The sequence below is a fragment of the Paenarthrobacter sp. NPDC092416 genome, from assembly GCF_044755025.1.
Lineage (GTDB): Bacteria > Actinomycetota > Actinomycetes > Actinomycetales > Micrococcaceae > Arthrobacter.
The window spans coordinates 33,841-49,557 of the sequence record NZ_JBIVQG010000001.1 but is presented as its reverse complement, the minus strand read 5'-3'; the positions used below and the strand labels follow the sequence as shown (position 1 = coordinate 49,557).

At 64.9% G+C, this 15,717-nt stretch carries 14 protein-coding genes; 7 read left to right on the top strand and 7 right to left on the bottom strand.

Translation table 11 applies throughout. The features are described from left to right. Positions 1-208 precede the first annotated feature (208 nt). The 4 genes from ACIQC5_RS00220 to ssd form a co-directional block, all read right to left on the bottom strand. Positions 209-820, bottom strand: coding sequence for a type II secretion system F family protein (locus tag ACIQC5_RS00220; RefSeq protein WP_400277576.1), 612 nt, complete (start codon positions 818-820; stop codon positions 209-211). Further along, the gene (locus tag ACIQC5_RS00215; protein ID WP_400277575.1) at positions 820-1,611 is read right to left on the bottom strand and encodes a type II secretion system F family protein; all 792 of its coding nucleotides are present in this window, start codon (positions 1,609-1,611) and stop codon (positions 820-822) included. The genes ACIQC5_RS00220 and ACIQC5_RS00215 overlap by 1 nt, the downstream gene beginning before the upstream one ends. Continuing rightward, positions 1,608-2,777, bottom strand: a complete 1,170-nt coding sequence (locus ACIQC5_RS00210) for a TadA family conjugal transfer-associated ATPase (RefSeq protein WP_400277574.1) — start codon at positions 2,775-2,777, stop codon at positions 1,608-1,610. Before ACIQC5_RS00210 ends, ACIQC5_RS00215 begins: the two co-directional genes overlap by 4 nt. A 143-nt stretch (positions 2,778-2,920) precedes the next feature. Next, entirely contained in the window at positions 2,921-4,033 is a 1,113-nt protein-coding gene (ssd, locus tag ACIQC5_RS00205; protein WP_400277573.1) for a septum site-determining protein Ssd, read from the bottom strand. A gap of 122 nt (positions 4,034-4,155) precedes the next feature. Between ssd and ACIQC5_RS00200 the strand changes: the two genes are divergently transcribed. The 3 genes from ACIQC5_RS00200 to ACIQC5_RS00190 all read left to right on the top strand — a co-directional run bounded on the left by ACIQC5_RS00200 (position 4,156) and on the right by ACIQC5_RS00190 (position 7,183). Then, positions 4,156-5,847 (top strand): bifunctional 3'-5' exonuclease/DNA polymerase, encoded by a 1,692-nt coding sequence (locus ACIQC5_RS00200; protein WP_400277572.1) that lies wholly within the window; start codon positions 4,156-4,158, stop codon positions 5,845-5,847. 57 nt (positions 5,848-5,904) lie between these two features. Then, positions 5,905-6,789 (top strand): CHAD domain-containing protein, encoded by an 885-nt coding sequence (locus ACIQC5_RS00195; protein WP_400277571.1) that lies wholly within the window; start codon positions 5,905-5,907, stop codon positions 6,787-6,789. 193 nt (positions 6,790-6,982) lie between these two features. Next, positions 6,983-7,183 (top strand): YegP family protein, encoded by a 201-nt coding sequence (locus ACIQC5_RS00190; RefSeq protein WP_400277569.1) that lies wholly within the window; start codon positions 6,983-6,985, stop codon positions 7,181-7,183. Here ACIQC5_RS00190 and ACIQC5_RS00185 read toward each other — a convergent pair. From ACIQC5_RS00185 to ACIQC5_RS00175, 3 genes are read right to left on the bottom strand one after another with little or no spacing between them, the layout of a single operon-like run. Beyond that, the gene (locus ACIQC5_RS00185) at positions 7,180-7,857 is read right to left on the bottom strand and encodes an NUDIX hydrolase (protein ID WP_400277567.1); all 678 of its coding nucleotides are present in this window, start codon (positions 7,855-7,857) and stop codon (positions 7,180-7,182) included. The genes ACIQC5_RS00190 and ACIQC5_RS00185 overlap by 4 nt on opposite strands. Next, positions 7,854-8,648, bottom strand: a complete 795-nt coding sequence (nth, locus tag ACIQC5_RS00180) for an endonuclease III (RefSeq protein WP_400277566.1) — start codon at positions 8,646-8,648, stop codon at positions 7,854-7,856. Before nth ends, ACIQC5_RS00185 begins: the two co-directional genes overlap by 4 nt. Before the next feature lie 11 nt (positions 8,649-8,659). Further along, positions 8,660-10,003 carry a hypothetical protein gene (locus ACIQC5_RS00175; protein ID WP_400277564.1) on the bottom strand — a complete coding sequence of 448 codons (1,344 nt, stop codon included), beginning with the start codon at positions 10,001-10,003 and terminating at the stop codon, positions 8,660-8,662. A 467-nt stretch (positions 10,004-10,470) separates the two neighbouring features. Here ACIQC5_RS00175 and acs point away from each other — a divergent pair, with 467 nt between their 5' ends. The 4 genes from acs (at position 10,471) to ACIQC5_RS00155 (ending at position 15,706) form a co-directional block, all read left to right on the top strand. Further along, positions 10,471-12,528 (top strand): acetate--CoA ligase, encoded by a 2,058-nt coding sequence (gene acs, locus ACIQC5_RS00170; RefSeq protein WP_400277562.1) that lies wholly within the window; start codon positions 10,471-10,473, stop codon positions 12,526-12,528. Positions 12,529-12,671: 143 nt separating this feature from the next. Next, positions 12,672-13,460, top strand: a complete 789-nt coding sequence (locus tag ACIQC5_RS00165; protein ID WP_400277560.1) for a DeoR/GlpR family DNA-binding transcription regulator — start codon at positions 12,672-12,674, stop codon at positions 13,458-13,460. 97 nt (positions 13,461-13,557) lie between these two features. Then, the gene (locus ACIQC5_RS00160; RefSeq protein WP_400277559.1) at positions 13,558-14,349 is read left to right on the top strand and encodes an ABC transporter ATP-binding protein; all 792 of its coding nucleotides are present in this window, start codon (positions 13,558-13,560) and stop codon (positions 14,347-14,349) included. Then, entirely contained in the window at positions 14,342-15,706 is a 1,365-nt protein-coding gene (locus tag ACIQC5_RS00155; protein WP_400277558.1) for an FtsX-like permease family protein, read from the top strand. The genes ACIQC5_RS00160 and ACIQC5_RS00155 overlap by 8 nt, the downstream gene beginning before the upstream one ends. Positions 15,707-15,717 lie beyond the last annotated feature (11 nt).

The following is a 15,717-nucleotide window of genomic DNA, read 5'->3' as shown; positions in this document are numbered from 1 at the left end:
GACTGCCAAGGAACTGTGCCGTGCGCCCTGCGCCGTGGGCTGTGTGTGGGTTGCTGCTTGCATGATGTTCCCTTCAGATGATGCCGACCGATCAGCCGGCTAAGACGACTCTTCCGTTCCTTTGTCCGGTCCAGAAGTGCTTGATGCTGCCAAGTGGATAAACCCCTGGTTCGTGCGGTTGTGGAGGAAAAGTGACCACACCGGCGCCTCAGCCGGACGGCAGCATGGCGATCAGGACAGGGACGATTCCCAGGCAGATAAATGCGGGAAGGGAGCAGATTCCCAGCGGGACTACGAGCTTCACGCCCAGGGCAGCGGCCCGCTTTTCCGCCGCCCTGAATTGTTCACGGCGTTCCCTGGCTGCCTGGGCATAGAGGATGGATGCCGATGGAGCCCCGGTGAGGGCAGCGAAAGCCAAGGCCTCTTTTAGCCGGGCAACTTCCGATACTTGGTTTGCCGAGCTGCGCCAAGCTGTTTCCCAGTCCGCCCCAATCGACAACGCAGCCACCACGGGCCGCAGGGAGACGCTGATGGATGGTGAGGCGCACGTGGCAATCAGTTCCAAAGCGCGTCCGATACCAGCCCCGGCGTCGAGCATGGATGCTAAGAGTTCTAGCATCATTGCGGTGTCGCGCAGTCCGTCCGAGGAACCCACGTCCTCCGAAGACAGAGGAGCGCCGTTGCCGGCCCCGGCAGCAACAGCCGTTGGGTCGCGCAATCTCCGGTAAAGCTGTCGCCGAAGCCGCGACGGCGCCGCCAGACCGATGACGGACGCGGTTATGAGAACCCCGGCCAAGGCCAGAGCTGGCAGCCCTCCCATCAGCCGCCGCCACCGGCAGCAGCGACCAAACGGGAAGACCACAGGCGCCCGGCGACGGTGAGCACAAGTCCTGTGGCCAGTGTCGCCATGCCCAATACGTTGTCGAGGAGGATTCCCAGCGGGTCAACTCCCAAGGCCATGCCCAGACCCAGTCCGAGGACGGGGAGCCACGACAAGAGACGGACTGTCGCTTTGGGTCCTGCGAGCGCCGTTTGCCGTGCCGCTTCAGCGTCTTCTTCGGCCTCAAGTTGTGATGCGAATCGGGTAAGAATGTCGGCCAGTGGGCAGCCGCTGGTCTCGGCGATATCCAGGCAGGCGGCCAGTTCCACCCAGATCCTCCGTTCGACGTTTCCACGGCTGGGATACGCCTTCTCCACGGCGCCGCGTATGGCTTCGGCGGCGGAATTGCCCACACTGGACGATGAGCGTGCAGCACCGAGTACTCGGATTGACGCTTCGGAGAGTGTCGCCGCGGCGCGCTGCGCTCCCGAATAGGCCGTTCTCCTGTTGTCGCCCGTCAGGCCCGAATGAACGAGCCACATTTCCTCCCAAAGCCTCGCCGCTCCGCGTCCACCGCGTAGGAGCGCCGCGAGTTGTTGAACCAGGACCACCAAGGACAAAGGTTCGGCCCGGACGCGGCGGTATGCACCGATCCTCAAGCCAAGGTGTCCTCCAATGGCCTCAGCCGCTGTGCGCCGCCGGCCGCCGAGGTCGCGCCATCTTTGGGGCGCAGGCTTTCTGAATTCGAACCACGCGGCAGCCGCTAAGGCGAGTACCAGAAGGGCATTCATGCAGCCGGTCCGGAGCTCGTTGCCGGTGCGATCCCGCAGTCCAGGGACAATCTGGCAGCCAAGACAGCCCAGGCGGGCCCCTGCACCATAGGGCCTTGGTTCGACTGCAGCGCAGGAACAACAGTTTGGCCGGCAGCAGAGTCTGTCAGCATGCCTACGGAAACGAGTTTCCGCCCCTGCTGCGTGCGTTCCACGTGGATCACGACGTCCAGTGCACTGGAAACCTGGAGTCGCACTGCCTCTGCGTTCAGGCCTGCGAGCGCGCCCAGCGCGACCAGCCTGGCAGGTACGGCCTCTGCGGTGTTGGCGTGAATAGTGCCACCCCCACCGGTGTGGCCGGTGTTGAGCGCGGTGAGCAGTTCACGGACTTCCGCTCCGCGGCACTCGCCAACAATCAGCCGGTCAGGTCGCATCCTCAGGGCTTGCCGGACCAACTCGCCCAGATCCAGGGCGCCGCCGCCTTCAAGGTTTCCGTGGCGTGATTCGAGCGTGACGACGTGGGGGTGGACAGGATTGAGCTCGGCCGCATCCTCGATCAGCACCAACCGTTCCCCGGGACGGCTCAACCCCAGCATCGTGGAGAGGAGGGTGGTTTTGCCGGATCCTGTTGCTCCACTGATCAGAAAGCTCAGCCGGCAGTCCATGATGGCCCGCAGTACGGTTTCCTCGAGTTCGTTGAACATGCCGCCGGTGCGGAGTTCTTCCAGGGTGAAGACCTCTTCGCGTCGAATACGTATGGACAGCAGTGTTCCTGCCGTTGAGATCGGCGGCAGGACCGCGTGCACGCGGTAGCCTCCGTTCAGCCTGACATCCACACACGGCGAGCCATCATCCAGGCGGCGGCCGCCGGCTGAAACCAACCTCGCGGCGAGGGACCTGATCTGCTGTTCATTGTGGAAGTGAACCGAGGACCGTTCCAGGCCTTGCCCGCGATCCAACCACACGGACTCCACACCGTTCACGAAAATGTCCGTGACGTTGGGGTCCCGGACAAGGTGCTGCAGGGGGCCCAATCCGTTGAGCTCGGCGCTGATGGTCTCAGCAGCTTCCAGTGCACCGGCAGTTCCCAGGACTTTCCCACTGGCCTGGACCGCGGCAGCGACGCTGGACGGCGTCACTGGACCGCGCCCGGACAGCACGGATTCGCGGACGGTCTCCAGAAGCATCGAATCAAGCCTTCGGTTCTGTCGACGCCGACCACCGGCAGGAGCCAGGCCGCTCAAAGGCAGGCCGCTCAAAGGCAGGCCGCCCTTCGGCAACGCCGAGCCTGGCAACCCTGCCCCGGGTGAGGCTGATCGCGGGAAGTCTGTCATTCGGAACCACCGTGAAGGTCCAACACGGCGTCGGCGAATCTCATGACGGGGCGTCGCCGGCCCAGCTCAAGCAGCCGCCCGAATTCGGTCCCTGCAGCAACCCCGCGGACCTCCGGAACAATTCCGGACAGGGGCAGCCCCAATGATTCGGCTATTAATGGCGCGTCCATGGCTGCTGCGACGTTGCCCCTGATCAGGAGTCCGGTGTCCACAGGCGGGAGTTCGTTGAGGATCCGTGCGGCAGCAACGGCGGATTTGAGGTGTGCCTTGGCGAGGAGAAGGATCTTGTCGCAGGCCCAGGCCAGAGTCCTGATTCCTTCAGTCCCCCTGCCGATGTCCACAACGACGAGTTCGAAGCTTCTCCGCGCGGCGTCGACCACAGCCGCGACAGAACCGGCGTCGGGCGTTTGTACCGGGTCCCGGGTACCTGGCCAGGACAGGAACGCAAAACCGCCTGCCACCGGCAGGGAATCGCGAAGCTGACCGGGGTCAATGCTGCCGCGTGCGTCGGCGAAATCCGGCCAGCGAAGTCCCGGTATGTCCTCCAAAGTGACGGCGAGTTCCAGGCCCCCACCCAAGGGGTCGCCGTCAATGAGCAGGGTACTGACACCATGCCCGGCGGCGGCTTGGGCAAGCCACACCGCACAGGTGGAAGCTCCCACTCCGCCGCAGCCTCCGATGATGCCCAGGACGGTGCCACCGGGGTCCGGCGAACCGGATTGGCTCAGATGTTCAGCCAGCCACGTCGCGGCCTCTGGCAGCACGGCAACACGCTCAGCGCCCAGAGCCGCCGCGAGCCTCCAAAGCCCGTCACCTTCGGCGCTCCTGCCCAGCAAAACGGCGGGCGCTCGCCGTCGTGGAGGGAGTTCCCTGACATCGCTCCCCACCAGCACGACGTCGGCACTGTCCCAACCGTGGATGGCTTCACTCACGTCCACGGCTGTGCGCAGGCTGCCTCCGATCGCTGCAACGATCCGCTTGGCCTCTTCTTCAAGGTAGGGATCGCCCGTGACAAGGAGAATTTCGCCAGATTCCCGTGGCACCCAGGACTCGTCCGGATCCGACGACTCGATGAAGGCCTGTCTGTGCCCAAGCTGGTGCTTACTCATGAGGCCACTCTTGTCCCGTTGACGGAAGCATAGAAGCGGTCAAAACCTGTATGTGGACAACACAGCGGAATCCCATGCTGTGGAGGAAGTGTCATGCACCATCCCAAGGCAGAATGGAGACCATGTATTTGCTGCTTGCCGCCCACCCGGACGGCGCAGCCATACAAAGAATCTCTCCCGCCGGTAAGCCCACCGCCGACGCCCGCGTGGTCCGCAAAGGCGAGTTACCCGCCGTCGTGCGTGAATTTGAGACCCAGCGGCCACGCTGGGTCTGGCTCCGTGCGCAGGACTGGTACCCGGAGCTCCTGGTGCATGGGGTCGAAGTGGAACGCTGCCACGACCTCTCTCTGTGCGGCGCCATTCTGGCGCACTCCGAGTTCACAGCCCATACCGAATACGCGCAGAATGCCGAGAAACTGACCCAGGACGACGACGCCGCACCGCCCCGGACGCTGCAACCCCCTCCTCCACCCGCTGAGCAGGGCGCTCTGTTCGAGGACTTCACTCCTGGCCCGGCAAGGGCAGGGCTGGCCGAGCTCCGGACTGAATTCGCGGCCCAGCAGCACGCCCTCGCCCAGGTCACCACAGACGATCAAAGGAAACAACGGCTTCAGTTGTTGCTGGCCGCTGAGTCCGCATGCGCCATTGTCGCCGTGGAAATGCAACACGCAGGTGTCCCATGGCGCGAAGAGCTGCACGAGCAGATTCTGGCCGGCTATCTGGGTGACCGCCCGCAATTCGGGCACAGGCCGCCCGCGCTGGAAGCCCTGTGCAGTGAGCTGCGGGACATCCTGAAGTCCCCAAGCCTGAACCCGGACTCACCGCAGGACCTCATGCGTGCCCTGCATCGCAACGGGATCGAGGTCAAAAGCACCCGGCAATGGGAGCTCCAGGAATCCAAGCACCCTGCCATCCAGCCGCTGCTGGCCTACAAGAAACTGTCCCGCCTCCACACCGCCAACGGTTGGGCGTGGCTGGACGCGTGGGTGCGTGACGGCCGTTTCCACCCCGAGTATGTGGTGGGTGGCGTCGTATCCGGCCGATGGGCCTCACGAGGCGGCGGCGCCCTCCAAATTCCGCGCAATATCCGGGGCGCGGTGCATGCCGATCCCGGCCACAAACTCATCGTCGCCGACGCCTCGCAGCTTGAGCCGCGCGTGCTCGTTGCCCTCGCGCAAGACACGAAAATGGCCGAGGCTGCGCGGGACAAGGATCTCTATGCGGGCATCGCGGCCCAAGGATTTGGCGGCGACAGGGCAAAAGCCAAGATTGCGCTGCTCGGCGCCATCTACGGCGCAACCACGGGCGAATCGGGCCGGCTCATGCCGCAGTTGGCACGCACATATCCCCACGCCGTCGGCTTCGTGGAGCAGGCCGCGCGCGACGGCGAAGCCGGTCGAACCGTGACATCGCGGCTCGGCCGAAGCAGCCCACCGCCGTCAGCCGGATGGTTGCGAAGCCAGCAGTCCACCACCGCGGAGGAACAGCGGCGCGCCGACAACCTTGCCCGCTCCCGCGGCCGATTCACGCGCAATTTCGTGGTTCAGGGCTCGGCAGCCGAGTGGGCATCGTGCTGGTTGGCGGAATTACGACGGCGGCTGCGCGCTTTGCGTGCCGAAGGCTCGCCATCCGGGGAACTCGTCTTTTTCCTCCACGACGAAGTCATGGTGCATGCACCTGATGACGCCGTGGACGCCTGCATCCAGGCGATCGAGGAATCCGCGAATGCAGCAAAAGAGCTCATGTTCGGGCGGGTCCCCGTCGAGTTTCCGGTGAGCATCGCCGTCGTCGATTCCTACGACAAGGCGAAGTAGCCGCCGGGACGCGGCCAAAGCCTTGTCCCACGTCACGGACCGGAGGAAACTGACCCCGTGGGCTCCGATGTGCGGGATTCGCTGAGCTTGTACATAGCCTTCCAGCTGACGGAGCTGGAAGGCTATTTGCCGTTGATCGCCGCGGCCGACCAGGAGGCGGTCCACAGCGCCAGGCTCGCACTCCGCCGCCTTCGCTCCGTACTTTCCTGCTACGAGCCGCTCCTTCCACACGTACCCAAACCAGAACACAAGGATGTCCGTTGGCTGGCGCGCTCGCTCGGTGAAGCCAGGGATGCATACGTTCTCGGCAAGCGGATTACTTTGTCTTTGGACGCGTCAGATGCTTGGCGCGCACCCGATCCGCTGCAGGAAGCGGTGCGCGTGCTGATGTCGGCGAGCAATCGTTCCGCTGCCCGTCTTGGCTCCGACGAGCGGGCCCGGCGAACCATCCATGCCTGCCGTGAGGCCCTCCTGTCTGAAGGATCCAACGGCCAGCCCCGGCTACGAAAGAACGGATCCCCGCACCGAATGGCCGACGTCGCTGAACTGCTGCAACAGCAGTGGGAAGCCATTCAGCGCAGTCTTGGGGCTGAAGCCGCAGCCGTCGGGGAGGAAGAACGCAGCGAGCTCCTGCACCGTGCCCGCAAGGACATCAAGGGCCTCCGGTACTCTGTTGAGGCCGTCGCCGAGGTGATCGGTCCGGCCGCAACGGCCATCATCCAGCCGGCGGTCGGCATGCAGCGCATCCTGGGCGAACTTCACGACAGCGTGGTGGCCACTGACTGGATTGATGGACTGTCCGGGTTGCCTGGGGTGGACGGCCTGGATAGGCAGGAACTCCGGCTCATGGAGCAGCGCAGGATGGCAAAAGCTGACGCGCAGTTCAGGGCGGCCGGACTGGAGTATCCGCTTCCCGCACCGCGCCGGGTGCTGCTGTTTTGACTGCCCGAACACTAGCCATCGGCGGGCCTCCGAGCCAGTCACATCTCGCTATGTGATCGGCGATGACCGCCGTATGACGAGTACCCGACGGTAACTTTAAATCCCCGCACCTTCTGGATACCTTCAAAGTGTGGCGCGTGGCACACTGCGCCCGGCACTGTGCAATGAAGCATTCATAGGGGGAACAGCAACGATGGCTGGCCGATTTGAAATCATCAAAGACAACGAAGAGTCGTACCGATTCCGACTCACCGCAGCGGACGGAACGGTAGTTGCGGAATCACCCACGTTCAAACACCTCAAGGGCGTGGTGGACGGCATCAACGCGGTTCGCGAAAATGCGGCGACGGGATTGATAGTGGACCGCTCGACGGCGGGACGCAAGGCCGCTTAGAGCTCGACCTCGTGCAGCCTGCCTTCGTCCCAAGGGACTGTCCAGCCAAGCTCATCGAAGAGCCCGCTGAGGACCATTCCCGTAAAGCCCCAGACCAGGACACCGTTCACGGTGAACCCCGGGCTGGTGAAGGTCCGTCCAAAACGGGAAATCGTCGCCGTGACACGGTTCGCGGGATCCAACAGGTCCCGGACCGGGACGCGGAAAACCTGGGCGGATTCGCCGTAGTCCACAACACGGACCGGCGATGGCGACGCCCACCAGGCCAGCACAGGGGTGACTCGAAAATTGCTGCGAATGAGCCCCAGTTCCGGGATGACGCCAAGCACCTTCACGCCTCCGGCATCGAGGCCCGTCTCCTCGACGGCTTCACGGAGCGCAGCCGCCACCACGGACTCGTCTTCCGGGTCAACACTGCCGCCCGGGAAGGCAACTTGCCCGGGGTGATCGTCCAGGGTGTGCGCCCTTTCCAGCAGCAGGACATCGAGATCCGCCGCGGCAATCGGGCGGTCGGATTCGGCAGGGACATCGTCCAACACCCCAAAGAGCATCAGGACAGCCGCCGGCCGGTTGGTCTCGGGGCTGACCGGAAGTTTCGCCCAGTGGGCAGAGTAGCCATGCTCGCCGGACTCAAACCGGGTGACCAGTCCCGCGAGATCTTCCAGCGCCGTCACCGGGGCCTCCTTTGGGATTCCATGCGGATCTCGGCCGCGCGGTGTGTCTCGGCCAGTAATTGTTCCAACAGGTCCTCGTTGCCGGGCGCCAGCTCGTACTTCAGCAATTTGGCTGCCTTCACAGGGTCTGTCTCGCCGTCGCCGTAGCTGGGGCACAGGCTCGCGACCGGACAAGCACCGCAGGCCGGCTTCTTCGCATGGCAAATCCGCCGACCATGGAAGACGACCCGATGCGAGAGCATGGTCCAATCCTTCGGCTCGAACAGTTCGGCAACGTCGAACTCGATCTTCACCGGGTCATCCGACACCGTCCAACCAAACCGGCGGGCCAATCGGCCGAAGTGCGTATCCACGGTGATCCCGGGGACACCAAAGGCGTTCCCCAAGACAACGTTTGCCGTTTTCCGCCCGACACCCGGGAGCGTCACCAGGTCTTCAAGACGGCCCGGTACCTGGCCGTCGAACTCGTCCACCAATCGGGTGCTCAGCGCAAGGACGTTCCGGGCTTTCGCCCTGAAAAAGCCTGTGGGCTGCAGGATGGCTTCCAACTCTGCGGGATCTGCCTCGGACAAGGCGCGGGCGTCGGGGTAGCGGGCAAACAGGATCTTGGTGACCTGATTGACCAGCACATCCGTGGTTTGGGCCGAAAGAACGGTGGCCACCACCAGCTCGAACGGATTACGGAAATCCAGCTCGGCATGGGCATAGGGATACTTGTCCGCGAGGACCCTGTTGATCCTGCGGGCCCGGCGCTTGAGGGCGAGCGGGGAGCCAGCTTCAGCGATGGCCACGACGTCCTTCCTTAGCCGCGTTCGATGTTGCTGAGCTCCCGAAGGACTCCGACTTTGCCGTCCGTGTCCTGGACCAGGAACTCGTGGCCACGGTCTTCGAGGGCAAGTACCCAGCCACCCGGTTCGATCGTGAAGACAGGCGACCCGGTCTGCTCGTTGTACACCGTCCGTGGCTGGGCCACTGCAAACCAGAACGCCTCGTACGCAGGCGTGTGGCTGGACTCGTCGGGTCGGCTCGCGGGGTCCACCGTGGCACCGATGGAGTCGCTGACGACCCGCGTATCACCGGACACAATGGGCGTCGCCATGGTGGCAGCCCACGGACGCTGGGATGCAGGCTGCTCGGCGGAGGGCTGATGCGCTGCGGGCTCGTTGTCTGCCGTCTGCTGCGCCGCGGGCGGCTGGGTTGTGTGCTGCGTCGTGGCTGCTTCAGGAGCTGCAGGCTTCGCGGGCCCGCCGAAAGCGACGTCGGGCTCAGCCGGTGAAGGCTCTGGCGCAGCCTCTGCCGCGGTGGCAGCCGGAGTTCCAGCCGCAGCGGGAGCCGCGGAAGCCACCGGTTCTGCCGAAGGCTGCACATCCACAGCGGGCCTGGAGTCTCGTGCCTCGCCGACGACGGGTGCCCCACTCGTTGGGGGCTGGGTGGCCGAGGTAGCTGACGCGGCGGGCGTTACCGGCGGCGTGTAGGGGCTACTTGTCCCGGTTCCGAAGCCGGCATTCGAAGACCCAAAGCCAGCGGCGGACGGGGCTTTCGCTTCCTTGGGGGCTTTCGGGGCCTTGGGTGCAGCGGGTTTGCGGCTGGGGACAGCGGCCTCTCGGGCCACCACGTGGGCAGGCGCCTCAGCGCGGTCCTTAAAGTCAGCAGAGAGCCACGGCAGGTGAGGAGCAAGAACAGTTGCTGCGAGCAGGCCCAACGACCCCACCAACCCCAGCAGGACACTGCCATTGAAGGAATCGGTAATGGTCAGGAAGAACAAGGGCAAAGCGAAGGACGCCGTCACGGATGCGAATTGGTCGATCGACAGCGAGCCCACGCGGACGATGGTGCCGGGCTGAAGCCGCCGGGCCACGAACAGGGCCACAACCACCAGCGGCAGGATGATCCCCAGCAGCAGGAAGAAGAGGTTACCAAGGTTCCAGAGGTTGTAGCGGCCACCGAACATCGGCAAGAGCGACGCGATGAACATCAGGAGCGTGGAACCAAAGATGGTGAGGTCGCGGATAGTGAAAGGACCCAGAACGGCCTGGTACTTGGCAGGAGTGGCGGAACCGGCACCGCCTGTTGCAGGGGCCGTTCCAGCCGCGGTGTCCGGTCCCGTCGGATTCGAGTCGTGCGGGCCTGGGCTCTGCGGGTTCATGTATTTCTCCTTCGTACGGCGGCGCCTTGGGCATTCCTGCCCGGGGTTTGAGACGGGATTCCGCCAAAAACCGGGCACGCCTCCAATGCGTCCCAAGACTTCTTCAGCCTATGTCACGCCACTGACAGTCTTCTAGCCGAAACCAGGCAGACGGCACCTGCACAGGAAACTCCAAGCTCTCTTTCAGAAGAAGAGTGAAGCCCGGCGTAACCGCGGATGGCGAGTGCCGCCGTCGTCGTCATGTAAGCGGTTCCCAGCACCACAATGCGCCATTCGGCGCTAAATCCGCGCCGCTCGCTGGCGGATTTGTGACGACGCACACGTAGGATCTCCCGAGACGATAGTGTTGATGCCGGACAGCACTCTGCGGAGCCCCTGCGGGAACGCTCGACGCCGGTTTTCGGCGGCGGCGCGACACCTGCGGACGGCGTCCGCGCAGCAAAGATCGATGAATAATGAGGTTCACCATGTCCCAGGACACCACCGGATCCACGGCCACCGCTGCAGCTTCAACGGCTCAGAACGGACAGGCCCCGCACGTCGAGGCCCTCGAAAATCTTCTTCATGAGGACCGTAAGTTTGCTCCGTCGGCGGAGTTTTCCGCGAATGCCGTGACCAGCGCTGACGCATATGCCGAGGCTGAGGCTGACCGCCCGGCGTTCTGGGCGAAGCAGGCCCGTGAGCTGCTGACCTGGGACAAGGACTTCACCGAGGCCTTGGATTGGTCCAACCCGCCGTTTGCCAAGTGGTTCGTGGGCGGCGAGATCAACGCCGCGTACAACGCGCTGGACCGGCACGTCGAGAACGGCCTGGGCGACCGGGTTGCGATCTACTTTGAGGGCGAACCCGGGGACACCCGCACCTACACGTATGCGCAGCTGACCGAAGAAGTGAAGAAGGCCGCCAACGCGTTCGAGTCCCTCGGCGTTGCCAAGGGCGACCGCGTGGCCGTCTACCTGCCCATGATTCCTGAGGCCGTTATCACCTTGCTGGCCTGCGCCCGGATCGGCGCGGTGCACTCAGTGGTGTTCGGCGGGTTCTCCGCGGACGCACTGCGGTCCCGGATCGAGGACGCCGAAGCCAAGCTCGTGGTCACCGCCGACGGCACCTACCGCCGCGGCAAGCCCAGCGCGCTGAAGCCTGCCGTGGACGAAGCCCTCTCCGCTATGGAAAACGCCGAAGGCCACTCAGTGACCAACGTCGTAGTGGTCAAGCGCAACGGCGAGGACGTCAACTGGGTCCAAGGCCGCGACCTCTGGTGGTCCGACACCGTCGATGTCGCAGCTACCGAGCACACCGCCGTCGGGCATGACTCCGAGCACCCATTGTTCATCCTGTACACCTCCGGCACCACTGGTAAGCCCAAGGGCATCCTGCACACCACGGGCGGCTACCTTACCCAGGGCGCGTACACGCACAAGGCCGTGTTCGATCTCCACCCGGAAACGGACGTGTACTGGTGCACGGCCGACGTCGGCTGGGTCACCGGCCACTCGTACGTCGCGTACGCACCACTGGTCAACGGCGCCACCCAGCTCATGTATGAAGGCACTCCCGATTCCCCGCACCAGGGCCGCTGGTGGGAACTGGTGGAAAAGTACAAGGTCTCCATCCTGTACACCGCCCCGACCGCGATCCGGACGTTCATGAAATGGGGCCGGGAGATCCCGGACAAGTACGATCTCTCTTCCATCCGTGTCCTGGGCTCCGTGGGCGAATCCATCAACCCCGAAGCGTGGATGTGGTACCGGGACGTCATCGGCGCCAACGCCGGTAAGAACGGTGAAAAGAAGGACAACCCCGCCCCGATCGTGGACACCTGGTGGCAGACCGAAACCGGCGCGCAGATGATCGCACCGCTGCCCGGCGTTACCGCCACCAAGCCCGGCTCGGCACAGGTCCCGCTGCCCGGCATCGCCGTGGACGTCGTGGACGAGAACGGCGTATCCGTGGCCAACGGCGAAGGCGGCTACCTGGTGGTCCGCGAACCGTGGCCCTCCATGCTCCGCGGCATCTGGGGCGACCCGGAACGCTTCAAGGACACCTACTGGTCCCGGTTCGAGGCCATGTACTTCGCAGGCGACGGCGCCAAGAAGGACGAAGACGGCGACGTCTGGCTCCTGGGCCGCGTGGACGATGTCATGAACGTCTCCGGCCACCGCCTCTCCACCACCGAAATCGAATCCGCCCTGGTCTCGCACCCGTCCGTCGCTGAAGCGGCCGTGGTCGGCGCCGCTGACGAGACCACCGGACAGGCCGTCGTCGCGTTCGTCATCCTCCGCGGTGACGCCGTGAACAACGGCGACGAAACCGTCCTGGAACTGCGCAACCACGTGGGCAAGGAAATCGGCCCGATCGCCAAACCCAAGCAGCTCCTCATCGTCCCGGAACTGCCCAAAACCCGGTCCGGCAAGATCGTCCGCCGCCTCCTCAAGGACATCGCAGAAGGCCGCGACACCGGCGACGCCACCACCCTGGCCGACCCCAGCATCATGACCCAGATCGCCGAATCGCTCCGGAAGTAACGTCACCAGCTTGGAATAACGACGACGGCGCCGCCCACCTTGCACGGTGAGCGGCGCCGTCGGTGTCCCTGCACGTCGGGGGACGGTACGGCACCCTAGACTGAGAACCTGACCAATCAGTCACGCTCCAAGGGAAGGTCCTGATGCTCCAGGCAGCACGCCACACCGCCATCATTGACGCCGTCCAGCGCGAGCGCGTGGTCCGGGTCTCGGACCTGGCACAATTGCTCGGCGTCTCCCCCATGACCGTGCGGCGGGACATCGAAGCCCTTGAGGAGACCGGTCGCGTTGAGCGCATCCATGGCGGCGCGAAACTGCCCGGCGATGCCAGCACCCACGAACCAGGTTTCGAGCTGAAGTCCACGCAGCTGACCGCGGAGAAGCATGCGATCGCGGTCGAAGCCGCCACGCTCGTCCACGAAGGCATGGCGATTGGCCTCAGCGCCGGAACCACCACGTGGGCCTTGGCCAAGGAACTCGTCAATGGCCCCCGTATCACCGTGGTCACCAACTCGGTGCGGATCGCCGACCTTTTCCACCATGGCGCGTCATCGGGTCCTGCCCGCTTCGGCTCCACGGTGATCCTGATTGGCGGCGAGCGCACGCCGTCGGACGCGTTGGTGGGCCCCATTGCAACGTCCTCGCTTAAGCAGCTTCATCTGGATGCCTTGTTCCTGGGTGTGCACGGGATGGACGCCCAGGCAGGATTCACCACGCCCAACCTCCTTGAGGCCGAGACCGATCGGGCCTTCATGGCTTCTGCGCGGAGCACCGTGGTCCTCGCAGACCACAGCAAGTGGGGCGTGGTGGGCATCGCCTCAATCGCCCAGTTGGAAGAAGCCGATGAACTCATCACTGATTCCCTGCTCGGCGAGGATGCCCGGCGAATCCTGGGCGAGAGCGTAGGAAAGCTGCGGGTCGCGGACGTCTAACCCCAGTAGGGGTCTCATACCGTGGGTGGAGGGCCGCGGCCGGACTTCAGCCGCCGGACTGACGCCCTGGGCTGGGTCCGTTGGGGATGCTGGATCCATGAACGCCATCCTCTGCGCCCAACGCCTCTCCAAGCACTACCCTGGCAGCATCGCGCTCGACCAGGTCGACTTCGTTGCCAACGCCGGGGAATCCATCGCGATCATCGGCCCCTCAGGTTCGGGCAAGACGACGCTCCTGCATTGCCTCGCCGGAATTTTGAGGCCCGACGCCGGCACTGTCACCTTGAACTCTCCAGCCGGCCCGCTCCGCTTGGATTCCCTGGGGGACGGTGCTCTTTCACGGCTTCGCCGCGAGGAGTTCGGCTTCGTTTTCCAACAAGGAATGCTCCTGCCGGAACTGACCGCGGTGGAGAACGTGGCCTTGGCGCTGATGCTCAACGGCACGGACCGGGCCACCTCCGAGGCACGTGCTGCGGAGTGGCTGGCCGCCCTGGGACTGGCCGGCATGGAACGACGCAGGCTCGGTGAATTGTCCGGCGGGCAGGTTCAGCGGGTAGCCATTGCCCGAGCCCAGGTGACCGGCGCGCGTGTGGTCTTTGCCGACGAGCCAACGGGCGCCTTGGATTCGGCGACGTCCAACGAGGTCCTCGACGTGCTCCTGCGATCTGTAGCAGCCAACGGCAGGACACTCTTGGTGGTGACCCATGATCCCAACGTGGCGGCACGATGCCGACGGGTCGTGGAACTGCGGGACGGCCGGATTGTGGCGGACAGTGGCAGCAGGGTTGCGGCCGAAGGCCCGGTTGCGGATGGCAGGCCGATTCAGCCATCCCCGGCGGTCCAGTCCGCGCCCGCGACCAAGGACTTCAAGGGTGCCTTCAATGTCTAGCCTCACCATGGCCTTGCGCCTGTCACCGTTCATGAGCCGCGGAACCAGCGAGGCGGGTCATAACCTCCGAGAGTCCGGCCTGCCCATTCTCGCCTTCGGCACTGTCACAGCGCTGCTGCTGACGGTGGCCGGCGGTTCGCAGATCTTCTGGTCGTGGACCGACGACCTTGCGGGCACGTATCAGGCCTTGGCGGTCGTCGCCGTGGTCCTCCTGATCATCCCGTTGCTGACGCTTGGTGCCTCTGCCGCCCGGCTTGCCGCCCGCCGTCGTGATGACCGTTTGGCGTCCCTTCGCCTGCTGGGCGCCAGCAGTGGAACAGTCGTCTGGATGACGGTCATCGAGTCCACCGCTCTCGCCGCTGTGGGCGCGGTGGCCGGAGCCGGACTCTACGCCTGCATCGCCCCGTTCCTCGGCCTCATCCAGTTCCGCGGCCACGCAATCGGCGGTTACGCCTGGCTGTCGGTTCCGTCCATCCTGGCCTGCATCGTTGCGGTCTGCGTACTGGCAGCGGCGAGCGCCGCCTTGGGCCTTCGGAAGGTGGTGGTGACGCCGCTGGGCGTTCGAACCAGGCAAGCGGCCGACGGCGCGCACTGGGTTCGCGGTCTCGTGGCAGCTGCCGTGGTGATCACGGGAGTGGTGGCCATGGGCATGCTCAGCAGCTTTGGCGCGTTCTTGGTGATTGTGGCCGTCATGGGCGGCTGCTTCGGGCTCGCTTTGCTGGCGCTGAACCTCATGGGTCCGTGGATCCTGCGGCTGCGGGCATCCTCGCAACTCAAGCGGGCCAAGGGGCCCGAGCAGCTGCTGGCTGCGCGAACTGTCCTGGAGAGCCCCAAGGAATCCTGGCGGCAAGTGGGCGGCGTGGCCATGACCAGTTTCGTGGGTGTGTTCGTGGGTGTTGGCATGGCCGTGGCCGACACCATGGGCGGCAGCGCGTCAGGTGAGACCACCTTGCTGGTGCGGGACATCAACACCGGAGTCATGATCACGCTGTTGGGATCGTTCCTGATGGTGGCGTGTTCTGCCGGCGTCAATCAGACCGCCGCAGTCTTGGATCGGGCATCCATGCTGGTTGCACTGGACCGGGTGGGCATGCCCCGAAGGCTCATGGTGGCAGCGAGGGTCAGGGCTGTGATGTCGCCGCTGTTCCTGGTGGCCGGAATCTCGGCCGCAGCAGCGGCCGCGCTGGTCCTGCCCCTGACCGGCGCTGCGGTTCTGACGAAACCTGTGGTGTTGCTGACCGTTGTGGGCGTTTTCGCGGCTGGGTTTCTTTTGGTTCGGCTGGCTGTTGCTGCGGGGACTGCCCGGATCAGCCAAGTACTCGCCCGCCCGGAGCGTTACGCCAGTATGGACTCGTAGCCGTCTCGGCG